At 67.8% G+C, this 23,195-nt stretch carries 22 protein-coding genes and 1 pseudogene; 19 read left to right on the top strand and 4 right to left on the bottom strand.

Annotated features, from left to right (window positions below; all coding sequences use genetic code 11):
- Nucleotides 1-3: 3 nt before the first annotated feature.
- A pseudogene (locus tag VHAB30_RS09035) lies at nucleotides 4-1,033 on the bottom strand (aldo/keto reductase).
- A gap of 122 nt (nucleotides 1,034-1,155) precedes the next feature.
- On the opposite strand from VHAB30_RS09035, the gene VHAB30_RS09030 reads away from it, so the two are divergent.
- The 3 genes from VHAB30_RS09030 (at nucleotide 1,156) to VHAB30_RS09020 (ending at nucleotide 3,113) form a co-directional block, all read left to right on the top strand.
- Nucleotides 1,156-1,620 carry a GNAT family N-acetyltransferase gene (locus VHAB30_RS09030; protein WP_159276749.1) on the top strand — a complete coding sequence of 155 codons (465 nt, stop codon included), beginning with the start codon at nucleotides 1,156-1,158 and terminating at the stop codon, nucleotides 1,618-1,620.
- Between the two features lie 166 nt (nucleotides 1,621-1,786).
- Complete coding sequence (locus VHAB30_RS09025) at nucleotides 1,787-2,551, top strand: alpha/beta hydrolase (RefSeq protein WP_159276747.1); 765 nt, start codon at nucleotides 1,787-1,789, stop codon at nucleotides 2,549-2,551.
- Between the two features lie 115 nt (nucleotides 2,552-2,666).
- Nucleotides 2,667-3,113, top strand: coding sequence for an SRPBCC family protein (locus VHAB30_RS09020; protein WP_159276745.1), 447 nt, complete (start codon nucleotides 2,667-2,669; stop codon nucleotides 3,111-3,113).
- Nucleotides 3,114-3,122: 9 nt separating this feature from the next.
- Here the strand turns inward: VHAB30_RS09020 and VHAB30_RS09015 are convergent, their stop codons facing one another.
- Entirely contained in the window at nucleotides 3,123-3,572 is a 450-nt protein-coding gene (locus VHAB30_RS09015) for a MerR family DNA-binding protein (RefSeq protein ID WP_159276743.1), read from the bottom strand.
- Nucleotides 3,573-3,743: 171 nt separating this feature from the next.
- On the opposite strand from VHAB30_RS09015, the gene VHAB30_RS09010 reads away from it, so the two are divergent.
- The gene (locus VHAB30_RS09010) at nucleotides 3,744-3,947 is read left to right on the top strand and encodes a heavy-metal-associated domain-containing protein (RefSeq protein ID WP_159276741.1); all 204 of its coding nucleotides are present in this window, start codon (nucleotides 3,744-3,746) and stop codon (nucleotides 3,945-3,947) included.
- 42 nt (nucleotides 3,948-3,989) lie between these two features.
- On the opposite strand, the gene VHAB30_RS09005 is transcribed toward VHAB30_RS09010, so the two are convergent.
- Entirely contained in the window at nucleotides 3,990-4,868 is an 879-nt protein-coding gene (locus tag VHAB30_RS09005; protein WP_159276740.1) for an alpha/beta hydrolase, read from the bottom strand.
- Nucleotides 4,869-5,231: 363 nt separating this feature from the next.
- Here VHAB30_RS09005 and VHAB30_RS09000 point away from each other — a divergent pair, with 363 nt between their 5' ends.
- The 8 genes from VHAB30_RS09000 (at nucleotide 5,232) to VHAB30_RS08965 (ending at nucleotide 14,544) form a co-directional block, all read left to right on the top strand.
- The gene (locus VHAB30_RS09000; protein ID WP_159271651.1) at nucleotides 5,232-6,203 is read left to right on the top strand and encodes a MurR/RpiR family transcriptional regulator; all 972 of its coding nucleotides are present in this window, start codon (nucleotides 5,232-5,234) and stop codon (nucleotides 6,201-6,203) included.
- Nucleotides 6,200-7,159: an isoaspartyl peptidase/L-asparaginase family protein gene (locus tag VHAB30_RS08995; RefSeq protein WP_159276738.1), complete on the top strand. Its 960-nt coding sequence runs from the start codon at nucleotides 6,200-6,202 to the stop codon at nucleotides 7,157-7,159. Before VHAB30_RS09000 ends, VHAB30_RS08995 begins: the two co-directional genes overlap by 4 nt.
- Nucleotides 7,160-7,191: 32 nt before the next feature.
- Nucleotides 7,192-9,069: a dipeptide ABC transporter ATP-binding protein gene (locus tag VHAB30_RS08990; RefSeq protein ID WP_159276736.1), complete on the top strand. Its 1,878-nt coding sequence runs from the start codon at nucleotides 7,192-7,194 to the stop codon at nucleotides 9,067-9,069.
- 65 nt (nucleotides 9,070-9,134) lie between these two features.
- On the top strand, nucleotides 9,135-10,688 hold the full coding sequence (gene gsiB, locus VHAB30_RS08985; protein ID WP_159276734.1) for a glutathione ABC transporter substrate-binding protein GsiB: 1,554 nt from the start codon (nucleotides 9,135-9,137) through the stop codon (nucleotides 10,686-10,688).
- Between the two features lie 81 nt (nucleotides 10,689-10,769).
- Nucleotides 10,770-11,690 carry a glutathione ABC transporter permease GsiC gene (gsiC, locus tag VHAB30_RS08980; protein ID WP_062472516.1) on the top strand — a complete coding sequence of 307 codons (921 nt, stop codon included), beginning with the start codon at nucleotides 10,770-10,772 and terminating at the stop codon, nucleotides 11,688-11,690.
- Nucleotides 11,691-11,700: 10 nt separating this feature from the next.
- A complete protein-coding gene (gene gsiD / locus VHAB30_RS08975; protein ID WP_070060869.1) occupies nucleotides 11,701-12,627 on the top strand; it encodes a glutathione ABC transporter permease GsiD in 927 nt (308 codons plus the stop codon).
- A gap of 25 nt (nucleotides 12,628-12,652) precedes the next feature.
- On the top strand, nucleotides 12,653-13,714 hold the full coding sequence (locus tag VHAB30_RS08970) for a DmpA family aminopeptidase (RefSeq protein WP_159276732.1): 1,062 nt from the start codon (nucleotides 12,653-12,655) through the stop codon (nucleotides 13,712-13,714).
- A gap of 11 nt (nucleotides 13,715-13,725) precedes the next feature.
- Nucleotides 13,726-14,544 carry a M55 family metallopeptidase gene (locus VHAB30_RS08965; protein ID WP_159276730.1) on the top strand — a complete coding sequence of 273 codons (819 nt, stop codon included), beginning with the start codon at nucleotides 13,726-13,728 and terminating at the stop codon, nucleotides 14,542-14,544.
- Between the two features lie 12 nt (nucleotides 14,545-14,556).
- Here the strand turns inward: VHAB30_RS08965 and VHAB30_RS08960 are convergent, their stop codons facing one another.
- Nucleotides 14,557-16,587, bottom strand: a complete 2,031-nt coding sequence (locus tag VHAB30_RS08960; protein WP_216850703.1) for a sensor histidine kinase — start codon at nucleotides 16,585-16,587, stop codon at nucleotides 14,557-14,559.
- Nucleotides 16,588-16,685: 98 nt separating this feature from the next.
- On the opposite strand from VHAB30_RS08960, the gene VHAB30_RS08955 reads away from it, so the two are divergent.
- From VHAB30_RS08955 to VHAB30_RS08925, 7 genes are all read left to right on the top strand, one after another.
- Nucleotides 16,686-17,378 carry a response regulator transcription factor gene (locus tag VHAB30_RS08955; RefSeq protein WP_062472505.1) on the top strand — a complete coding sequence of 231 codons (693 nt, stop codon included), beginning with the start codon at nucleotides 16,686-16,688 and terminating at the stop codon, nucleotides 17,376-17,378.
- A 107-nt stretch (nucleotides 17,379-17,485) separates the two neighbouring features.
- Nucleotides 17,486-17,806 carry a hypothetical protein gene (locus tag VHAB30_RS08950; RefSeq protein WP_139705889.1) on the top strand — a complete coding sequence of 107 codons (321 nt, stop codon included), beginning with the start codon at nucleotides 17,486-17,488 and terminating at the stop codon, nucleotides 17,804-17,806.
- A 241-nt stretch (nucleotides 17,807-18,047) separates the two neighbouring features.
- A complete protein-coding gene (locus VHAB30_RS08945) occupies nucleotides 18,048-19,826 on the top strand; it encodes a nitrite/sulfite reductase (protein ID WP_159276726.1) in 1,779 nt (592 codons plus the stop codon).
- The gene (locus VHAB30_RS08940) at nucleotides 19,823-20,218 is read left to right on the top strand and encodes a DUF934 domain-containing protein (protein WP_062472499.1); all 396 of its coding nucleotides are present in this window, start codon (nucleotides 19,823-19,825) and stop codon (nucleotides 20,216-20,218) included. Before VHAB30_RS08945 ends, VHAB30_RS08940 begins: the two co-directional genes overlap by 4 nt.
- 17 nt (nucleotides 20,219-20,235) lie before the next feature.
- Nucleotides 20,236-20,868 (top strand): phosphoadenosine phosphosulfate reductase domain-containing protein, encoded by a 633-nt coding sequence (locus VHAB30_RS08935; RefSeq protein ID WP_159271642.1) that lies wholly within the window; start codon nucleotides 20,236-20,238, stop codon nucleotides 20,866-20,868.
- 31 nt (nucleotides 20,869-20,899) lie between these two features.
- Nucleotides 20,900-21,853: a sulfate adenylyltransferase subunit CysD gene (gene cysD, locus VHAB30_RS08930; protein ID WP_062472495.1), complete on the top strand. Its 954-nt coding sequence runs from the start codon at nucleotides 20,900-20,902 to the stop codon at nucleotides 21,851-21,853.
- Complete coding sequence (locus VHAB30_RS08925; protein ID WP_159276724.1) at nucleotides 21,853-23,190, top strand: sulfate adenylyltransferase subunit 1; 1,338 nt, start codon at nucleotides 21,853-21,855, stop codon at nucleotides 23,188-23,190. Before cysD ends, VHAB30_RS08925 begins: the two co-directional genes overlap by 1 nt.
- The last annotated feature ends 5 nt before the right edge of the window (nucleotides 23,191-23,195 follow it).

Below are 23,195 nucleotides of genomic sequence, written 5' to 3'. Positions count from 1 at the left end.
CGGTCAGACGGGGTTCGGGTTGCGTTCCTTGAAACCCTGCTGGTGCCAGTACGGGTAGGTGCGCGTGGTCGCGCTGGCCGCGTCGAGCTCAGCCACCTGCGCCGGCGTGAGGTTCCAGCCCACCGCGCCGAGGTTCTGGCGCAGCTGCGCCTCGTCGCGCGCGCCGACCACCACGCTGGACACCGTCGGGCGTTGCAGCAGCCAGTTGAGCGCGACCTGCGGCACCGTCTTGCCGACCTCGGCGCCGACTTTCTCGAGCGCCTCGACCACGCGGTACAGCAGCTCGTCGGGCACGGGCGGGCCCATGTCGGCCGTCACGTGCAGGCGGCTGTTCGCGGGCAGCGGCTGGCCGCGGCGGATCTTGCCCGTGAGCCGGCCCCAGCCCAGCGGGCTCCAGACCACGGCGCCCACGCCCTGGTCTTGCGCCAGCGGCATCAGCTCCCACTCGTACTCGCGCCCGACCAGCGAGTAGTAGGCCTGGTGCGCCACGTAGCGCGCATAGCCGCGCTGCTCGGACACCGCCAAAGACTTTCATCAGGTGCCAGCCCGAGAAGTTCGACGCGCCCACATAGCGCAGCTTGCCCGCGCGCACGAGGTCGTCGAGCGTGGACAGCGTTTCTTCGACCGGCGTGCTGGCGTCGAAGCCGTGCAGCTGGAACAGGTCGATGTAGTCGGTGCCCAGCCGCTTCAGCGACGCATCGACCGCCTGCACGAGGTGGTGGCGCGACGAGCCCACGTCGTTCGGCCCCTCGCCGCTGCGGAAGGTGGCCTTGGTCGAGATCAGCAGCCGGTCGCGCGGCCGGCCCTTGATCGCCTCGCCCAGCACCGATTCGGCGGCGCCGCCCGAGTAGATGTCGGCGCTGTCGAACATGTTCACGCCGGCGTCCATGCAGATGTCGATCAGCGTGCGCGCCTCGGCCACGTCGGTGCTGCCCCAGGCGCTGAAAAACTCGCCCTTGCCGCCGAAGGTGCCGGTGCCGAAGCTCAGCACGGGGACCTTGAGGCCTGATTTGCCCAGATGACGGTATTCCAAAGTTCTACTCCTTGAATCGAACGAACCACGAACCAGATGAATGACGCGGCCATTGTTGGCCGCCGCGCAGAACCCCGTCGCGCGTCGGGCTTTGCGGTGCTTCGGCTCGCTACGATCGAACGATGCAGATCTCGATCGAAAACCCGAACCAGCCCGACGTCATCCAGCTCATCGACGACCTCGATGCGTACCAGAAGCCGCTGTACCCGCCCGAGAGCCACTACGGCATCGACATCGCCGCGCTGTCGGCCGCCCACGTGCTGTTCGCCGTCGCGCGCGACGCGGCCGGCACGGCCATCGGCTGCGGCGCCGTCGTCATGAACCCCGGTTACGGCGAACTCAAGCGCATGTACGTGCGCCCGCAGAACCGCGGGCAAGGCGTCGCGGCCAAGGTGCTGGGCTTTCTCGAAGGCGAAGCGACGGCGCGCGGATGTGCGATGTTCCGACTGGAGACGGGCGTGAGCCAGCCCGAGGCGCTGGCCTTCTATGCGCGCGCGGGGTATGCGCGGCGCGAGCGCTTCGGGGACTATCCGGACGATCCGTTGAGTGTGTTCATGCAGAAGACGGCGGCAGCCCATACCCCCTAAGATCGCCCCGGCTTCCGCCACCACGGTTCTCACCAACAAGGAACACCACATGCTGACAAGAGGGATTCTTCGCCGGCTCATGTTCACAGCGGGCTGCGCCCTGCTGCTGGGGTTGTCAGGTTGCGGCGGCGGAGGGGGTGGTGGAGGCGGCGGAGGCGGTGTGGCCATGCTGCCGCTGCCACCGGCCGGCGGCACGCCGACACCACCGCCCGCGGACACAGGGCGCGGCCGAGTGGTCAGCAGCTCGATGAAGTCGACCGCCACCGAAGCGACCTACCCGATCCAGGTCTACCTGCCGGCCGGCTACGACGGCGCCACGGCGAGCTACCCCACGGTCTACATCACCGACGGCGACGCGGTCTACAACCAGAGCGTGACGCGCTTCCAGAACTTCACCGACATCCTCGAGAAGGCCGGCAAGAAAGCCATCGTGGTCGGCATCGGCGGCACCTCGCGCCGCAACACCGACTACCTGATGCCGGGCGCCAAGGCGTACCACGAGTTCCTCACCGCCCAGCTGGTGCCGCATGTCGAATCGAACTACCGGGCCAACCCTGCCAGGCGCATGCTCTCGGGCCTGTCGAACGGCGGCGTCTTCACGCTCATCGCCTTCTTCACCGAAGGCGCGGCGGGCACGTTCACCTTCCAGCATTTCTTCGCGTCCGATCCGCCCGCAGCTGGCGCGCGCGGCCAGCTCGATCCGCTCGAAAGCCAGATGTACGCCAACAGCAGCACGCGCGACATTCCCGTGACCCTGCTGCTGGGCTATGCCATCAGCAACGTCGGCGGCCCGGAGATCACCGCGCTGCGCGACCAGATCGCCGCGCGCAACTACAAGGGGCTGCAGCTGAGCCTGAAGGGCTACGAAGGCGGCCACACGCAGATGGACTTGCCGTCGTTCCAGGACATCGTCGCGCGGTTCATCGATTGAGGCGCGAGGTGTGGGCTCAGGGTTTTTCCTGATCCTGCACCTGTCGAATCGCAGCGGGCTCATCCGACGTCATCACAGAGGGGCGTCCTCTGTACTTCATCAGGAGAAAGCAACCATGGCCACCAACACCGTTCGCCTGCACCGCGTGCTGCGCACCACCCCCGACAAGCTCTACCGCGCCTTCGTGGAGCCCGGCGCCTTCGAGCGCTGGCTGCCGCCCTTCGGCTTCACCGGCAAGGTCCACACCATGGAGCCGGTGGTGGGCGGCGCGTGGCGCATGTCCTTCACCAACTTCGGCACCGGCCACGGCCATTCGTTCGGCGGCAAGTACCTGGAACTCGTGCCCGGCCAGCGCATTGCCTACGACGCGAGCTTCGACGATCCCCACCTGCCGGGCACGATGAAGACCACGGTGGTCCTGACCGCGGTCTCGTGCGGCACGGACATGTCCGTCGTGCAGGAAGGCATCCCCGAGGTGATTCCCGTCGAGATGTGCTACCTGGGCTGGCAGGAATCGCTGGTCGCGCTGGCGCAGCTGGTCGAGCCGAACATTCCGGGCTGAGGATCGGCTTCAGGCGCGCCGCGCTTCGCAGCCGGCGAAGCCCTTGAGCCCGGCCAGCTCATCGAGGATCGGACACTCCGGGCGCTCGTCGCCTTCGCAGCAGTGGGCCAGGCGCTCCAGCAGGCGCTTCATGTGCGCGAGCTCTTCGATCCGCTGGGCGAGGTCGTCGGCGCGTTCGAGCGCGACGCGCTTCACGTCGAAGCTTGCACGACGGCCGTCCTGCCACAGGGCGTGCAGCTCGACGACTTCCGGCGTGTCGAAACCCAGTGTGTGTGCGCGTCGCACGAAGCGCAGTGTCGACACGGCGCGCTCATCGTAGCGGCCTGCGTGCGCCGTGTCGTCGAGCAGTCCGAGCGATTCGCAGTCGCTCAGCAATTGCGCGGACGCACCGGAGCGTGCAACGACATCGGCAAGGGACAAGCGCGCCGCAGCAGCAGCCGGCGCCGTGGGATGTTCCATGAGGGTTCTCCTTCGAGCCAAAGCGCGAAGTCTCAACCTTCACACCATGAGAGAGTCAAACGCGAACAGCGCATGACCTTGGCGCGCCTGGGGTCTGGCGTTCGACGCGCTTGACCTTCACACGATGCCAAGCTTGACACTGCGAGTCACTCTTTTGAAAGGACTCACCCCATGCAAGCGTTTGAAATCCAGTCGATGACCTGCGGCAGTTGCGCCGGCCGCATCACCCGCGCCATCAAGGACCTGGACCCGCAGGCCAGGCTCGAAGTGGATGTGAAGCAAAGAACGGTGCGCATCGACACCACCGAAGACCGCCCCTCGCTGGTGGCGGCGTTGACGGAGGCCGGCTACCCGCCGAGTCCTTCCGCCCACTGAGCGCGCGGCGCGAACCGGGTTGCCCGGTTTCGCCGCAAAGCCTTACTTGAAGATCCGCACGATCGCGTCGTCGAACGCGAGCACGTCCGTTCCGACGTGCGTGGAGTTGAACTCCGTGTCGATGAGCTGCAGCCCCACGTAGCCCCGTTCGGACATCCGCTTGTACATCGCCTTCACCGGCACTTCGTTGCAGCCGCTGGCACAGTGCGCCAGGATCAGCGTGACGGGCAGCGGCCGGCCTGCGAGTGCGTCGAACATCTTCTTTTCGAGCGCGTTGTTCTCAGCCTCCTGCTGCCAGAAGGCCGCCTCGATGGAAATGAAGTACGAGAACACGAGGTTGTCGGGCGCCTCCAGGAACAGCGCCGTGGCCGCGAGGTTGCCGCTGGTCGACAGGCCCGTGAGCATGCGTTTCTTCGGGTCCGCGCGGTACTTCGATTCGATGAACGGCACCAGGTCCTTCGTGAGGAAGGTGTGGTACGCGTTGGCGCCCGGAAAGTTGTAGTCCTCCTGCCGGCGCGCGGTGTAGCCGATGCCCACGAGGATGGCCTTGGTGCCGCGCTTGAGCAGCACGTTCTTGAGGTTGGTGAAGCGCGTGTCGGGCAGGCCGTTGGTCGCGTCGCCGTCGAAGGCGTAGATGATCGGCACGGAGTCGCTGCTGCTGTCGTAGGCCGCCGGAATGAACACCTCGATCGGGTAGCGCACGCCATTGACGCTCGACGTCACGGTGTCCGACACCACCCGGCCATTGGCCGAAGGCGCCGGCTGCACCGGCGCTGTGCCCGTCGGCGGCAGGATCAGCGGCACACCGCCCCCGCCCCCGCCACCTCCTCCGCCCCCGCCCCCGCCGCAGGCGGACAGGGCCGCCATCAGCACAAAGCCGCCCATCACCGCGCACGCGCGGCGAAGCCATTCCTGTCTCATTTTTGGTTCCTCGTTCCCCGGTGCCAATCGCACCGCTCGGGATACTCAGGGCTGGCCTGAAGGCCGTCAATGTCGCCATGCAACCCGGCCATCGCCGTTAATTCGTTCGTTTCCAAAGCCCCCGATCCCCCGCCCGTGGGGATGAAACGACAGCATCAGGGAAATCCCTGAAGACCGCGCCCCAACGGCCCGGAACACGGCGCCCCACAAGGGAAACACGCCCCTGCCGCCCCCGCCAAAGCCCCTCGCGGCTGGCCCGCTACTTGCAATATCGCTCGGGAATGACAGAAAATTTTCATAACTGACATATATTTGTAAACCGATTTACATCACTCGCACCCTTCCCGGTGCATCGCCCGCCCCATGAGCACCAACGTCGACACCCCAGGCACCACCGTGGCCCAGCGCATTGCGCAGGCGCTGCCGCGGCTGACGCGTTCGCACCGGCAGGTGGCCGACTTCGTGCTCGGGCATCCGCTGCAGGTCGCGACGCTGCCCATCGACGAGCTTGCCGCCGCGGCCGGCGTGTCGGTGGCCACGGCCAACCGTTTTGCGCGCGCGCTCGACTTCGACGGCTACGCCGCCTTTCGCGCCGAGCTCGTGCGCGGCTTCGAGCCGCTGGTGGCGCCGGTCGAGCGGCTGCGTGGCAACCTGGAGCACCCGACCACGGTGGCCGAGGTGTTCGCCACCGCGCTCGACGAGAGCCGCCGCAACATCGAAGCCACGCGCCAGTCGCTGGACTACGCCGCCTGCGAGGCCGCGGTGCAGCGCATCCTGAAGGCGCGCTCGATCTACATCGGCGGCTTCGGCGCCAGCGCCTGGCTCGCAGGGCTGCTGCAGCACGGGCTCGATGGCTCCTGCAGCGACGTGCGCATGCTCTCCAGCGTGAGCGGCGTCACGCACTCGGCGCGCACGCTGATGCATGCGGGGCCGCAGGACCTGTTCATCGGCCTGACCTTTCCGCGCTACCTCACCGACACGGTGGCGCTCGCGCAGATCGCGCGCGGCCAGGGCTGCGCGGTGCTCGCGCTGACCGACCGGCCCAGCTCGCCCATCGCGCCGCTGGCCGACGTGGTGCTGTACGGCCAGACCGAAACCAGCTATCGCCCCAACTGCGAGACCAGCGTGCTCGCGCTGATCGAGGCACTGACCAGCGCGGTCGCCCTGCGCGCGCCCGGCGCGGCGCAGTCGGCCGGCCGCATCCTGCAGGCGGTGCGCCCGTGGCTGCACGGCGGGCTGGGCCAGGGCCATGCGCGCGGCGAAGTCTCCATGCCCCCCCTCCCCGCCGCCGTCGCTTCCGACGCCGGCAAGAAAAAGAAGAAAGCTTCCCGATGAAGAACGTCACACCGGTCATCGCCATCCACGGCGGCGCCGGCACCATCAGCGCCTCGACGACCAACCCCGAGCAGGCGCAGGCCTACCACGACGCGTTGCAGGCCATCGTGCGCGCCGCGCAGGCCGCATTGCTCAAGGGCATGTCCGCGCTCGACGCCACCTGCCTGGCGGTCGAGATGCTCGAAGACTGCCCGCTCTTCAATGCCGGCTACGGCGCGGTGTTCACGCACGAGGAAACGCACGAGCTCGACGCCGCCGTGATGGACGGCGCCACGCTCGCGGCCGGCGCCATCGCCGGCGTGAGCCACGTGCGCCGCCCGGTGCGCGCCGCGCGCGCCGTGCTCGAGGACGGCGCCCACGTGCTGCTGGCCGGCGCAGGAGCCGAAGCCTTCGCGCGCGACCGCGGCTTGGAGATGGTCGAGCCCTTCTTCTTCTCGACCGACGCGCGCCGCCAGCAGCTGTACCGCGTGCGCGACACGGGCCGCGTGGTCACCGACCACGAAGGCGCCGCCATGACCAAGCCGCCGCTGGACGAAGACAAGAAGTTCGGCACCGTCGGCGCCGTGGCGCTCGACATCCACGGCCACCTGGCCGCCGCCACCTCGACCGGCGGCATGACCAACAAGCGCGTGGGCCGCGTCGGCGACACACCGCTCATCGGCTCCGGCACCTACGCCGACGACCGCACCGCTGCCATCTCGTGCACCGGCAGCGGCGAAATGTTCATCCGCGTCGCAGCCGCCTACGACATCTGCGCGCGCATGGCCTACGGCGGCGCCACGCTCGAAGCGGCCACGCACGCCGTGGTGCACGAGTCGCTGCCCGCCATCGGCGGCACCGGCGGCCTGATCGCCGTCGACCGCCACGGCAACCTGAGCCTGGCCTTCAACACCGAAGGCATGTACCGCGGCCACGCGCGCGGCGACGAAACGCCAGTGACGGCCATCTTCGCCTGACGCACACGCCCTACTTTTCTCCCGCATCCGCCATGTCCTCCCCTGCCCTGAACCTGCCCGACGGCCGCGTGCTCGCCGTCGACGACCTCACCGTGCGTTTCTCGACCTCCGAGCGCACGGTCGATGCCGTCAAGAAGCTGTCCTTCCACGTCGACCACGGCGAAACGCTCGCGGTGGTGGGTGAATCGGGGTCGGGCAAGTCGGTCACCTCGCTCGCGCTGATGCGGCTGGTGGAGCACGGCGGTGGCCGCATTCTCGGCGGCAGCATGGCCTTCCGCCGGCGCAACGGCGAGGTGCTCGACCTGGCGCAGGCGCGCGACAGCACGATGCGTGGCATCCGCGGCGCCGACATCGCGATGATCTTCCAGGAGCCGATGACCTCGCTGAACCCGGTGTTCACCGCCGGCGACCAGATCGCCGAGGCCATCCGCATCCACCAGGGCAAGAGCAATGCGGCGGCGCGCGCCGAGGCGCTGCGCATGCTCGAACTCGTGCGCATTCCCGAAGCGCGCAACGTGCTCGACCGCTTTCCGCACCAGCTGTCGGGCGGCATGCGCCAGCGCGTGATGATCGCGATGGCGCTGTCGTGCAAGCCGCAGCTGCTGATTGCCGACGAGCCCACCACCGCGCTCGACGTGACGATCCAGGCGCAGATTCTTCAGCTCATCCGAGAGCTGCAGAAAGAGATGCGCATGGGCGTGCTCTTCATCACGCACGACATGGGCGTGGTGGCCGAAATTGCCGACCGCGTGCTCGTGATGTACCGCGGCGACAAGGTCGAAGCCGGCAGCTCCGACACCGTGTTCGCCTCGCCGCAGCATCCCTACACCCGGGCGCTGCTGTCGGCCGTGCCCAAGCTGGGCGCCATGCAGGGCACCGACCTGCCGGCCAAGTTCGAACTGCTGCGCACCGAAGACAGCACCGAGACCGTGCCCTGCACCGACACCACGCCGCAGACCACCGTGCGCGAAGACGCTGGCCCGATCCTGCGCGTGCGCGACCTCGTGACGCGCTTCGACGTGCGCAGCGGCATCTTCGGACGCGTGAAGCGCCGCGTGCATGCGGTGGAAAAGATCAGCTTCGACCTCTACCCCGGCGAGACGCTGGCGCTGGTCGGCGAATCGGGCTGCGGCAAGTCGACCACGGGCCGCTCGCTGCTGCGCCTGGTCGAGAGCCAAAGCGGCGCGATCGAGTTCGGCGGCAAGAACATCCGCGAGCTGCCCACGCGCGAGCTGCAGGCGCTGCGCCGCAACATCCAGTTCATCTTCCAGGACCCGTTCGCTTCGCTCGATCCGCGCGTGACGGTGGGCTTCTCGATCATGGAGCCGCTGCTCATCCACGGCATCGCCAAGGGCGCCGAGGCGCAGCAGCGCGTCGACTGGCTGCTGCAGAAGGTCGGCCTGCCGCCCGAGGTGGCGCAGCGCTATCCGCACGAGTTCTCGGGCGGCCAGCGCCAGCGCATCGCGATCGCGCGTGCGCTCGCGCTGAACCCGAAGGTGGTGGTGGCCGACGAATCGGTGTCGGCACTCGACGTGTCCATTCAGGCGCAGATCGTCAACCTCATGCTCGACCTGCAGCGCGAGCTGGGCGTGGCGTTCCTGTTCATCTCGCACGACATGGCCGTGGTCGAGCGCATCAGCCACCGCGTGGCCGTGATGTACCTGGGCCAGATCGTCGAGATCGGCCCGCGCCGCGCCGTGTTCGAAGCGCCGCAGCACCCCTACACACGCAAGCTGATGGCCGCCGTGCCGGTGGCCGACCCTTCGCGCCGCCACAAGCCGCGCGCGCTGCTCGAAGGCGAGATCCCCAGCCCGATCCGCGCCGTGGGCGACGAGCCCGACGTGCCGCCGCTGGTGCAGGTTGCGCCGGGCCACTTCGTTGCACGCCACGCCATCGGCGGCGCCTTCTGATTCCGAGCCGTTTTTTCACCCGCAGGCCCCCTGCATTTTTTCCACGAACCGACTGGAGTTCTTCCATGAAGCAATCTTCTTCCTCCCTGCGCTGGGCATCCGCATTGCTGGGCCTGGCCGCGCTCGCCGCCTCGGGCTCGGCACTGGCTGCCAAAGACGTGGTGCTGGCCATCGGCTACCAGCCGGAAACGCTGGACCCGTACAACACCAACACGACCATCACCACGGCCGTGACCAAGACCTTCTATGAAGGCCTGTTCCAGTTCGACAAGGACCTGAAGGTGCAGAACGTGCTCGCCGAGAGCTACGACGTGTCCAAGGACGGCCTGGTCTACACCATCAAGCTGCGCAGCGGCGTCAAGTTCCACGACGGCACCGACTTCAACGCCGAAGCCGTGAAGGTCACGCTCGACCGCGTGCTGAACCAGGACAACAAGCTCCTGCGCTACAACCAGTTCAACCGCGTGGGCAAGGTCGAGGCCGTGAACCCGACCACCGTGCGCATCACGCTGAAGGAGCCCTTCGGCCCCTTCATCAACTCGCTGGCCCACGCCTCGGCCGCCATGATCTCGCCCACCGCGCTGAAGAAGTGGGGCAACAAGGACATCGCTTTCCACCCCGTGGGCACCGGCCCCTTCGAGTTCGTCGAGTGGAAGCAGACCGACGCCGTCAAGGCCAAGAAGTTCGACGGCTACTGGAAGAAGGGCTACCCGAAGGTCGACAACCTGCAATGGAAGCCGGTGCTCGAGAACAACACGCGCGCCGCGATGCTGCAGACCGGCGAAGCCGACTTTGCCTTCCCCATTCCCTACGAGCAGGCCGAGCTGCTGAAGAAGAGCGACAAGCTCGAAGTGGTGGCCTCGCCCTCGATCATCACGCGCTTCCTGGCTTTCAACATGCTGCAGAAGCCGTATGACAACCCGAAGGTGCGCGAAGCCATCGGCTACGCCATCAACAAGGAAGCGCTGTCGAAGGTCGCCTTCGGCGGCTATGCCTTCCCCGCGCAAGGCGTGATGCCCCAGGGCGTGAAGTTCGCCGAGAAGATGGCGCCCATTCCCTACGACGTGAAGAAGGCCAAGCAGCTGCTGACCGAAGCCGGCTACCCGAACGGCTTCGAGTCGGTGCTGTGGAGCGCCTACAACAACACGACCAGCCAGAAGACGATCCAGTTCGTGCAGCAGCAGCTCGCACAGGTGGGCATCAAGCTGCAGGTGCAGGCGCTCGAAGTGGGCCAGCGCACCGAGCAGGTCGATGCATGGCCCGATCCGAAGACGGCCAAGGTCCGCATGTACTACACGGGCTGGTCGTCGTCGACCGGTGAAGCCGACTGGGGCCTGCGTCCGCTGTTCGCTTCCGAGTCGTGGGCGCCCAAGCTCAACAACATGTCGTTCTACAAGAGCGACGTGGTCGACGCCGCGATCGCCAAGGCGCTCGTGACGGTGGACGACAAGGAAAAGGCCGCGCTGTACAAGACCGCACAGGACGAGATCCGCAAGGACCTGCCGCGCGTGCCGCTGGTCACCGAGCAGAACCTGTCGGCGCACGCCAAGCGCCTGTCGGGTGTGTTCGTGATGCCCGACGCGAACATCAACATCGACGCGATGTCCGTGTCGAACTGATCGCGGCTCCTTCGTTTTCCTGACTGACTGTCCGGCGGGCGATGGCACCGCGCCATCGCCCGTTCGCGACAACCGTATCCCATGCTGAATTACTTCCTCAAACGACTGTTGGGCCTGATCCCGACACTGCTCATCGTGGCAGTGCTGGTGTTCCTGTTCGTCCACATGCTCCCCGGCGACCCGGCGCGCCTTGCCGCCGGCCAGGATGCCGACGAGCAGACCGTGGCCATGGTGCGCGCGGAGCTCGGGCTGGACAAGCCGCTGCCCCAGCAGTTCGTGAGCTTCTTCACCCACATGGTGCAAGGCGACTTCGGTACCTCGATCCGCACGCGGCGGCCGGTGTCGACGGAAATCGCCGAGCGCTTTTTCCCGACGGTGATGCTGACCATCACCAGCATGGTGTGGGCGGTGATCTTCGGCATGGGGATCGGCATCGTGTCGGCGGTGTACCGCAACAAATGGCCCGACCGCATCGGCATGACGCTGGCGGTGTCGGGCATCTCATTCCCCGCATTTGCATTGGGCATGCTGCTCATGCAGATCTTCTCGGTGCAGTTGGGCTGGCTGCCCACGGTGGGCGCCGCGACATGGCAGCACTACATCCTGCCCTCGATCACGCTGGGCGCGGCGGTGGCCGCCGTGATGGCGCGCTTCACGCGCGCCTCGTTCGTCGAAGTGATCCAGGAAGACTTCGTGCGCACTGCGCGCGCCAAGGGCGTGCACGAAACCAGCGTGGTGTTCAAGCACACGCTGCGCAACGCGCTGATTCCGGTGGTCACGATGATGGGCCTGCAGTTCGGCTTCCTGCTGGGCGGCTCCATCCTCGTGGAGGCGGTGTTCAACTGGCCCGGCCTGGGCCGCCTGCTGGTCGATGCCGTGCAGATGCGCGACTACCCCGTGATCCAGACGCTGGTGCTGCTGTTCTCGCTCGAATTCATCCTGATCAACCTCGTGGTCGATGTGCTGTACGGCTACATCAACCCGACCATCCGCTACAAGTGAGCACGCAGCCATGACGCAAGCTACCGGCGTGTCTGCCGAATCCATCGTTCCCCTGTCCCCCGTTGCCGTTGCGCTGACCGCCGGCAAGGTCCGCACGCCCTGGGGCGAATGCTGGCGCCGTTTCAAGAAACAGCCCGTGGGCATCGTGGCGGCCATCTTCGTGCTGCTGCTGGTGGTGATCGCGGTGTTCGCACCGTGGATCGTGCCCTTCGATCCCGAGAACTTCTTCGACTACGACATGCTGAACAGCGGGCCCTCGGCCACGCACTGGTTCGGCGTCGATCCGCTGGGCCGCGACATCTTCAGCCGCATCCTGGCGGGCACGCGCATCTCGCTGGCGGCCGGCTTCCTGTCGGTGCTGGTGGGCGGCATCATCGGCACGGCCTTCGGCCTGCTGGCGGGCTACTACGAAGGCTGGTGGGACCGCATCGTGATGCGCATCTCGGACGTGCTGTTCGCCTTCCCCGGCATCCTGCTGGCGCTGGGCGTGGTGGCCATCCTGGGCAGCAGCATGACCAACGTGGTGGTGGCGGTGTCGGTGTTCAGCGTGCCGGCCTTTGCGCGCCTGGTGCGCGGCAACACGCTGGTGCTCAAGCAGCAGACCTACATCGAGGCCGAGCGCAGCATCGGCGCGTCCGACTGGACCATCATCGTGCGGCACATCCTGCCGGGCACGATCTCGTCGATCGTCGTGTACTTCTCGATGCGCGTGGGCACCTCGATCATCACGGCGGCCAGCCTGTCGTTCCTGGGCATGGGCGCGCAGCCGCCGACGCCCGAGTGGGGCGCGATGCTCAACGAAGCCCGCGCCGACATGGTGACCTCGCCGCACGTGGCGCTGTTCCCCAGCCTGGCCATCTTCTTCACCGTGCTGGCCTTCAACCTGCTGGGCGATGCGCTGCGCGACGCGCTCGATCCGAAGATCGACCGCCAGTAAGCCCGCTCTTCCTTTTCCTCTCTTCATGGCCTCGACGACTTCCCTGCCCTTCATCGGCACCCTGCCTGCGGGCATGCGCGACGCCATCACCGACGTCGCGGGCGTCACGGTCGGCCACCGCACGCTGGCCGACGGCCCGGTGCAGACCGGCGTGACGGTGATCCGCCCGCACGCCGGCGACCCGTTCCGCGACAAGGTGCCGGCCGCGGCCGTGGTGCTCAACGGCTTCGGCAAGAGCGTGGGGCTGGTGCAGCTGGCCGAACTCGGCGTGCTGGAAACGCCGATCGCGCTGACCAACACCTTCTCGGTCGGCACCGTGGCGACGGCGCAGATCCGCCACTGCGCGGCGGCCAACCCCGAGACCGGCCGCGCGCTGCCCACGGTGAACCCGCTGGTCTTCGAGTGCAACGACGGTTTTCTCAACGACATCCAGCGGCTGGCCGTGACCGAGGCCGACTACCTGCAGGCGCTCGACGCTGCCGGGGCCGATTTCGAACAGGGCTCGGTCGGCGCGGGGCGCGGCATGTCGAGCTTCCAGCTCAAGGGCGGCATCGGCAGCGCATCGCGCCGCGTGGCGATGGCCGACGGCACGACCCACACGGTGGGCACGCTGGTGCTGGCGAACTACGGGCGCCAGCCGCAGCTGGTGCTGGCCGGGCACGCGGTGGGCGAACGGCTCGCGGCGCTGCAGGCAGCGAAAGAAGCGTCGGAGCCCGAGAAGGGCTCGATCATCATCGTCGTCGCCACCGATGCGCCGCTCGATGCGCGCCAGCTGCGCCGCCTCGCACTGCGCGCGGGCGCGGGGCTGGCCCGCACCGGCTCGGTCTACGGCCACGGCAGCGGCGACCTCGTGCTGGCCTTCTCGACCGCCTACACGATCCCCGACCGCGCCGACCGGCCCATGCCGGCCGTGGCGATGCTGCACGACACCCTGCTCGACGGGCTGTTCCAGGCCGCGGCCGACAGCACCGAGCAGGCCATACTTCATGCGCTGTGGCGCGCCACGCCGGTCACCGGCCGCGACGGCAACCACCGCGCGGCGCTCGGCGAACTGCTGCCGGCGTCTTCCCTTTCACCTCTCGCCTGAAACACACGTCCATGAAAGTCCTGATCTCCACCGACATCGAAGGCGTTGCGGGCGTCTACCACCACGAGCAGGCACGCCAGGGCAACCCCGAGTACGAGCGCGCCCGCGTGCTGATGGCGCAGGAGGCCAACGCCGCGATTGCCGGCGCCTTCGACGCCGGTGCCACCGAGGTGCTGGTGAACGACTCGCACGGCGGCTTTCGCAACATGCCGCCCGACGTGCTCGATGCACGCGCCCGCGTCGTGCAGGGCAAGCCGCGCTACCTGAGCATGGTGGCCGGCGTGGAAGAAGGCGTGGACGCGCTGTGCATGGTGGGCTATCACTCGCGCGCACAGGGCCGCGGCATCCTGGCGCACACGATCAACAGTTTCGCCTTCGCGAGCATCTCGCTCGGCAACCAGGAACTGGGCGAAGCCGGGCTCTACGGCGCGCTGGCCGGCGAGTACGGCGTGCCCGTGGTGATGGCCAGCGGCGACGACGTGTTCATCTCCGAGAACCAGGCGCTCTTCCCGCATGCGAGCTTCGTACAGACCAAGAAGGCGACCGGCTTCAACAGCGGCGTGTCGCTGTCGCCGGAGCAGTCGCGCCAGGCGATCCGCGCCGGCGTGATCGAAGGGCTGGCCGCGCGTGCCCATGCACGTCCGCTGGTCTTCCAGGGTCCGCAGGTGGTCACGCTGCGCACCCAGTCGCCGATGATGGCCGACCTGTTCTGCCAGTGGCCGAGCTTCGAGCGCGTCGATGGCGTCACGCTGCGCTTCACCGCTGAAACAGTGGAGTCGGCCGTGCGCATGCTGAACTGCTGTTCGGCGATGTCGTCGATGCTGCGCTGAAGCCGCACCTTCTCAGGGCAATGCGAGGCTGAAGCGCACTTGGCCGTCCTGCCCGGCGCTGTCGAGCCGGGCGTGTCCGCGGTGCAACTCGGCGATCTGATGCACGAGGTACAGCCCCAGCCCGGCGCCCGGTGAGCGCGCCGCCTGGCGGCCACGGAAATACTTCTCAAACAGCCGCGGCACCTCGTCGTGCGGAATGGCGTCGCCGGGGTTGCTCACGCGGATGTCCAACCCGCCCGCTTCCGCCGGCACCACGTCCAGCACGATCGCCCGGCCGGCCGGCGTGTGGCGATCGGCGTTGGCCAGCAGGTTGCGCAGCGCCACGCGCAGCAGGCCGGGGTCGCACACCAGCTGCGGCGGCAACTGCCCGTCGTGCCACACGACGCGGCCGTCCGGCCAGTCGGCCACGAGGTCCTCGAACAGCTCCATCAGCTCGTCGCGCTCGCAAGGGCGTGGCTGGAACGGCGTCTGGCCGGCTTCCATGCGGTCGGAGGTGAGGTATTCGTCGACCAGCGCGGTCATGCGCTGCGCGGCGGCACGCAGGTTCAGGCAGCGCGCCAGGGTCTTCTCGCGCGCGGCGTCGAGGTTCTTCGCAATCTGCTGCGCCGTGGTGTGGATGATGGCCAGCGGCGTGCGGAACTCGTGCGACACCATCGCGACAAAGTCCACCTGCGACTGCTTGGCGCGGCGCTCGGTCTCCAGCGCCGCGCGCAGGTCGACCTCGAGGCGCTGGCGTTGTTCGATCTCGCCGCGCAGGTCGGCCGTGCGCCGGCGCACTTCCGCCTCCAGCCGGTCGTTCTGGCGGCCGACCACGTGCACGAGGCGGGCTTGCGCGGCTTCCTTTTCGCGGCGCAGCTGGTCGTAGCGGCGGTTCAGCCGCATGCTCATCAGCAGCAGGTGCAGCAACGTGCCGATGGCGGTCGCGTTGTCGGTCCAGGCGCCGGCCGGCAGCCAGCCCTGGTTGCGCAGGAAGCTCACCATCACGCCCGCGTAGTAGATGCCGAAGATGATGAGAAAAGCCCGCGCCTGCCCCTGGTCGCGCGGCAGCAGCCACAGCGCGGCGCCGATCAGGTAGACGATACACAGCATCGCCGTCCCCTGTACCGCCTGCATGGCCAGGCCGTTGGCGCCGGCCAGCACCAGCGCCACCGCGATGGCACTCACAAGGCCCACCGTGCGCACCACCACGCGGGTGAAGCGCGGCCACCGCACATCGGTGCCCAGCTGCATGCCGGCGAACCGGATGCCGATGGCCACGCCGGCGCAGATCGACAGGCTCAGCAGCATGTCGGACAGCCGCGCGGGAATGGCCAGCAGCTGCTGCGGCAGCCCCGCCGTCAGGAACTCGACCAGCAGCGCGTTCGCCACGTAGACCAGGTACCAGGCGCTCAGCCGCTCGCGCGTCATCTGCCAGAACAGCGTGTGAAAGGCGAGCAGCATCAGGCCGAATCCGAAGCCCAGGCCGTAGAAGAGGTACTCGCGCCGCGCGGTGCCCGCGTAGACCTCGGGCGCGGCGAAGCCGATGGTGGTCGACATGGCGTTGCGCGACTGCAGGCGCAGCAGCAGCGGCGTGGGCTCGGTGCTCTCCAGCGTGAGCGGCAGCTGCACGTTGCGCGCGTCGACGGGCCAGTGCTCGCGGCCGATGTCTTCGCCCGAGTGCACGGCCAGCTGCCAGCGGCCGGTGTCGTCCTGGCGGTACAGCCGCACATCGTCGAGCAGCGCATTCCTGAACTGCGCCAGCCAGCGCTGCTGCGGCGCGTCGGCCGGGCGCTGCACCTCGAGCTTGATCCACACGGCGTCGCGCGTGAAGCCCGCATTCACGGCCCCAGGCAAGGCCTTCCAACCCGGCGCGGCGGCGGCTTCGTCGGCACTGAGGCGGCCTTCGGGGTCGCGCAGCATCGACAACTGGCCGTGGCTGTCGACGCTTGCCAACGGATTCAGCCGCAGCACGCCGGCGGCGGCCGCGGCGGCCGCGGCGGAAAAGAGAAGGCCCAGCACGGCAAGACAACCGCACCGCCACAGGCACCGAGCAAGGCGTTTCATGGGCGCGGATTATCGAGGGCGCCCCTACAATCCGCGCGCCTTTCATCGTGCTTAGAAACGCTCAGATTCCCTCGGCCACCAGCCCCTACCCTGTTCCCATGCGTGATGTGATCCTGCTGGAAGATGAAGCCGTGCTGCGCGAAGAGTTGAGCGAGTTCCTGACCGGCAGCGGCTACCGGGTTGATGCCGAGGCGTCACTCGAAGGTTTCCACCGCACCTACGACCCCGCCCGCCACGGCATCGCGCTGGTCGACCTCGGCCTGCCCGACGGCGACGGCCTGTCGCTGATCCGCGAACTGCGCGAACGCGGCGAGCGCCTGGGCATCGTCGTGCTGACGGCGCGCGGCGGCGCCCGCGACCGCGTGACGGGGCTGGACATCGGCGCCGACTACTACCTGTCCAAGACCACCGACCTCGATGAGCTGGCGGCCACGCTGGCGGCGCTGTCGCGGCGCCTGGGCGATTCGCCCGCCGCGCTGCCGGCCGACGCCTGGGTGCTGGAGCTGGGCCCGCGCCGGCTGTCGCCGCCGGGCTTCGCGCCCATTGCGCTGTCGGAGCAGGACCTCACGGTGCTGCACGAACTGATGCGCAGCGCCGGCGAGATCGCCAGCCGCCAGCAGATCGTGCAGGCCCTGGGCGAGCACTACCTGAGCTACGACCAGCGCCGTCTCGACACCCAGATTCGCCGCCTGCGGCGCAAGGTCAGCGAGGCCACCGGCCTGGTGCTGCCGATCAACACGGCGCGTAACGCCGGCTACCGCTTCCACGCCAAGACGCTCATCCGGCGCTAGTCCGGCGCTGTCCGGGCGCCGCTTCGGCGCTCAGAAACGCTCAGTTTCATTTCGATACCCACCGCTAATCTGCGGCACAGGCAGCGACTTGAGGCACGGATGAAGGCATGAGCGATCTCGCCAGGACAACTTCTTATGTGGTCCCCTACGTGGTCCACGTCAAAGGCCAGAACTTCACTTTGAAGGATGTCATGGTGGCCGCGGACATCTACCGGCTGCGGATCGAGGAGCAGATCGGCGATCCGCTGCGGGTGGTGAAGTGCTTCCAGGCCTGGTCGAAGGAGCGTCACCACGGCATCGAGCACCTGAACCGGACTGAAGCCCGGCTGGCCCGCGAATGGCTCAATGCCCAACACCAGGCCGACAAGGCCGCGCGGCAGCTGCTGAGTTCGCCGCAGACCCTCGGCTTCGACTTCAAGCTGCGGTAGGCGCCCTGCGCGGGTGCCCCCGGGTTCCTAGAATCCAGCGTCCGGCGACCCCGCGCCGGCCTTCGCGCCTTATCCGGAATAAGCAACCAACCGCCTCGCAACCCGCATGGATGCTGGTGAATAAGCTTATCCGCATAAGACGCGAACCAAAAAATAGTTTGTTTCCATAAGGCGGGCTTTCAGAATCCGGGGCTTCTTGCTGGGGCGCTGGACGCACCGCACTTCAAGACACATACGCACGATGTACCAATACACAGAATTCGACCGCCAGTTCGTTCACCAACGCGCTGCCCAGTTCCGAGATCAGCTCGAGCGCTGGCAAAAGGGCCGCCTGCACGAGGACGAGTTCCGCCCCCTGCGCCTGCAAAACGGCTGGTACGTGCAGCGCTACGCGCCGATGCTGCGCGTGGCCGTGCCGTACGGCGAGCTGTCGAGCAAGCAGCTGCGCGTGCTGGCCCGCATCGCCCGCGAATACGACGAGCCCGAGGCCGAGGTCTACCGCAAGGCCATCGAGACCCAGGGCCTGCTCGGCAGCCACAAGCTGCCCACCCACTACGCCCACTTCACGACGCGCCAGAACGTCCAGTACAACTGGATTCCGCTGGCCAAATCGGCCGACGTGATGGACCTGCTAGCTTCGGTCGACATGCACGGCATCCAGACCAGCGGCAACTGCATCCGCAACATCACGAGCGACGAGCGCGCCGGCATCGCCGTCGACGAGATCGCCGACCCGCGTCCGTTCGCGGAAATCATGCGCCAGTGGAGCACGCTGCACCCTGAATTCGCCTTCCTGCCGCGCAAGTTCAAGATCGCCATCACCGGCGCCACCGAAGACCGCGCCGCCACCGGCTGGCACGACGTGGGCCTGCACGTGGTGAAGAACGACGCGGGAGACATCGGTTTCCGCGTGCAGGTGGGTGGCGGCATGGGCCGCACGCCCATCATCGGCACCGTGCTGCGCGAGTTCCTGCCCTGGCAGCAGATCATGAATTACCTCGAAGCGGTGATCCGGGTCTACAACCGTTATGGCCGCCGCGACAACATCTACAAGGCGCGCATCAAGATCCTGGTGAAGGCCGAAGGCCAGCGCTACATCGACGACGTCGAGGCCGAGTACAAGCAGATCCTCGAGCACGACGGCGCACCGCACACCATCACGCAGGAGGAGTACGACCGCGTGGCCGCCTCCTTCGTGCCGCCGACGCTGGCCACCCGCGTGCTGCAAAGCGCCGAAAAAACCGACGCTGAACTGCGTGCCCACGCCGCCGACGACGTCATGTTCGCGCGCTGGCTGGCCCGCAACGTCGACGCCCACAAGAACCCCGCGCTGCGCGCCGTGACGCTGTCGTTCAAGCGCCTGAAGCAGGCGCCCGGTGACGCCTCGGGCGACCAGCTCGACACCATCGCCGAGCTGGCCGACCGCTTCTCGGCCGGTGAAGCCCGCGTGACGCACGACCAGAACGTGGTGCTGCCCTGGGTGCACGCCGAAGACCTGCACGCGCTGTGGCTCGCCGCCCGCGCCGCCGGTTTCGCCAGCGCCAACGTGCAGCTGCTGACCGACATGATCGCCTGCCCCGGCGGCGACTTCTGCGCGCTGGCCAACGCCCGCTCCATTCCCATCGCCGAAGCCATCACCGAGCGCTACCAGGACCTCGACGAGCTCGACGACCTGGGCGAGATCGACCTGCACATCAGCGGCTGCATCAACTCGTGCGGCCACCACCACAGCGGCCACATCGGCATCCTGGGCGTCGACAAGGACGGCAAGGAGTGGTACCAGGTCACCCTCGGCGGCTCCGACGGCTCCGCGCTCAGCGGCGCGCCGCAGGCCGGCAAGGTGGTCGGTCCCTCGTTCTCGGCGGCCGAAGTGCCGGGCGTGATCGAGGCCGTGCTCACCACGTACCGCGACACCCGCGCCAACGGCGAGACCTTCATCGACACCCTGCGCCGCGTGGGCCACGACCCGTTCAAGGCCGCGGCCAACGGTGCGCGATTCAAGGTGGAGGAAGCAGCATGAAGAAGACGCTCAACATTCTTTCGGCCGAAGAACACATCGACGACGGCGACCCGAAGGTCCTGCAACTGGCCAACGACGCCGACCCGCTCGCCATCGAGGTGTGCCTGGCGGACATCGAACGCATCGACCTGAACTTTCCGAAGTTCACCGATGGCCGCGCCTACAGCCAGGCCTTCCTGCTGCGCCGCCGCCTCGGCTTCACGGGCGACATCCGCGCCACCGGCGACGTGCTGATCGACCAGCTGGTGCAGATGGAACGCACCGGTTTCTCCAGCGCCGTGCTCAAGGAAGGCGTGGACGCCTCCGACGCACAGCGCCAGTTCGACCGCTTCGCCACGTTCTACCAGGGCGATGCGGTGAAGACCGCGCCGCACTTCGTCGCCGGCGCCTGAGCAGACAAGAGAGTCCCATGAGCATCGCCACCGACATCGACTTCGCACGCATCAACACCGAACTCGGCCGCAACGCCGAGGGCCTGGTGGACTGGGCCGTCGGCCTGGGCCAGCCCGCGATCATCACCACCAACTTCCGCCCCTTCGAGGCCGTGATCCTGCACATGGTCACGCGCGCCAAGCGGGACGTGCCGGTGGTCTGGATGGACAACGGCTACAACACCGAGGCCACCTACCGTTTTGCCGACGAGGTGACGAAGCTCCTGGGCCTTCATCTACACATCTACCTGCCGCGCCGCTCGCGCGCGCACCGCGAGGCGGTCGAAGGCGCCACGCCGGCGCTGGACGATCCGCGCCACGCGGCCTTCACCGAAGAAGTGAAGCTGGAACCCTTTGCTCGCGCACTGCGCGAGACCGCGCCCAAGGTCTGGTTCACCGCGCTGCGGGCCACCGACACGGCCGTGCGCGCGCAGATGGACCCGGTCAGCGTCAACCCGGACGGCCTGATCAAGGTCGCGCCGCTGCTGCACTGGTCGTCCAAAGAGCTTTACGAATACTGCGAAGCCAACGGCCTGCCCAACAACTTCGACTACGTGGACCCGACCAAGGGCGAGGACAACCGCGAATGCGGCTTGCACCTGTCGCACTGAACGATCGCTCTCCGCCTCCAGGACCCATCCGATGAACGCCCGTACCGAAGCCGACCTGCTGCAGCCGCCCATGCATTCACCCGCGAACCTGTCCAACACGCACCTCGACGCGCTGGAAGAAGAAACCATTTTCATCCTGCGCGAAGTGGCCGCCGCCTTCGAGCGCCCCACCCTGCTGTTCTCGGGCGGCAAGGACTCGCTGGTGCTGCTCAAGTGCGCTGAAAAAGCCTTCGGCGTCGGCCGCATTCCCTACCCGCTGCTGATGATCGATACCGGCCACAACTTCCCCGAAGTGACGGCCTACCGCGACCAGCGCGCGAAAGAACTGGGCGCCGAACTCATCGTGCGCAGCGTCGAAGACTCGATGAAGCGCGGCACCGTGCGCCTGGCGCACCCCGGCGAGTCGCGCAACGCGCACCAGTCGGTGACGCTGCTCGAAGCGATCGAAGAATTCCGCTTCGACGCGCTGATCGGCGGCGCCCGCCGTGACGAGGAAAAGGCCCGCGCCAAGGAGCGCATCTTTTCGCACCGCGACAGCTTCGGCCAGTGGCAGCCCAAGGACCAGCGCCCCGAGCTGTGGACGCTGTTCAACACGCGCCTGGCCCCCGGCGAGCACTTCCGCGTGTTCCCGATCTCCAACTGGACCGAGCTCGACGTGTGGCAATACATCGAGCGCGAGAACGTCGGCCTGCCGTCGATCTACTACACGCACAAGCGTGAAGTGGTCGAGCGCCGCGGCCTGCTGGTGCCCGTGACCGAACTCACGCCACCGCGCGACGGCGAGACCGTGCAGGTGCGCGACGTGCGCTTTCGCACGGTGGGCGACATCACGACCACCTGCCCGGTCGAGAGCCTGGCCGCAGGCGCGGGCGATGTGGTGCTGGAGACGCTGTCGGTCGACGTCAGCGAGCGCGGCGCCACGCGCATGGACGACATGACTTCGGAAGCTTCGATGGAGAAGCGCAAGAAAGACGGATATTTCTGATGAGCACGACGACGGCAACCCTCGACACCACCGCCCTTCACGGCGACACCGGCACCGCCCTGCGCTTCATCACCTGCGGCTCGGTCGATGACGGCAAGAGCACGCTCATCGGCCGCCTGCTGGTCGACAGCAAGACCGTGCTGCAAGACCAGCTGGCCGGCGTGCAGCGCGGCGGCGAGACCGACCTGGCCCTGCTGACCGACGGCCTCTCGGCCGAGCGCGAGCAAGGCATCACGATCGACGTGGCCTACCGCTACTTCTCGACCGCCAAGCGCAAGTTCATCATCGGCGACGCGCCGGGCCACGAGCAGTACACGCGCAACATGGTCACGGCCGTATCGGCCGCCGACGCGGCCGTGGTGCTGGTCGATGCCACCAAGCTGGCCTGGGCCGCCGAGGTCGAAGACGGCACCGTGGTCAAGCGCGAGCTGCTGCCGCAGACGCGCCGCCACACGCTGCTGGCCCACCTGCTGCGCGTGCAGTCGATCGTGTTCGCGGTCAACAAGCTCGACGCCATCGACGACGCCGCGCTCGCCTTCGAGCGCATCTCGACCGCGCTGAACGCCTTTGCCGAAGCGGCCGGCGTGAAGGTCGCGGCCATCGTGCCGATCTCGGCCCTCAAGGGCTGGAACGTGGCCACGCGCCATGCCGACTGGGTCGGCTACGAAGGCCCGAGCCTGCTCGAGCTGCTCGAAGACCTGCCCGTGACCGCGCAGGACGAAGCCGTGCCCTTCGCCTTCCCGGTGCAGTGGGTCGAGAAGTTCTCGGCCTCGGCCGACACCTCGCAGGGCCGCCGCGTGTTCTGGGGCCGCGTCGCCTCGGGCCATGTGGAGCCCGGCCAGCGCGTCACGGTGCTGCCCAGCAACCAGACCGCCACCGTGGCGCAGGTGCTGAGCCACACGCGCCAGCCCAAGTCCGTGCATGCGGGCCACAGCGCCGGCATCGTGCTCGACCGCGAACTCGACGTGTCGCGCGGCGACTGGCTGCTGGCGCCCGAGGCCTTCGAGCCCGTGCGCGAGATCACCGCCACCGTGGCCTGGCTCGACGACGAGCCGCTGGTCGCGGGCCGCGTGTACTGGGCGCTGCAGGGCCACCGCTGGGTCAAGGCCAAGGTGGCGCGCATCGTCGACCGCGTGAACATCACCACCCTCGAATCCGAGCCGGCGACCCAGCTGGAAGCCAATTCCATCGGCGATGTGGTGCTCGCGCTGCAGCAGCCGCTGGCCGTCCTGCCCTTCGCCCAATCGCGTGCGCTGGGGTCGCTGGTGCTGGTCGATACGGCCTCTCATCGCACCTCCGCTGCCGTGCTCGTGCAGCCGCCCGCCGCAAAGGCCTAAAATCT

It is taken from the genome of Variovorax boronicumulans, from assembly GCF_009811375.1.
GTDB classification, from domain to species: Bacteria; Pseudomonadota; Gammaproteobacteria; order Burkholderiales; family Burkholderiaceae_C; genus Variovorax; species Variovorax boronicumulans.
The sequence above is the reverse complement of the archived record's forward strand: the minus strand, read 5'-3'. Positions and strand labels throughout refer to the sequence as shown.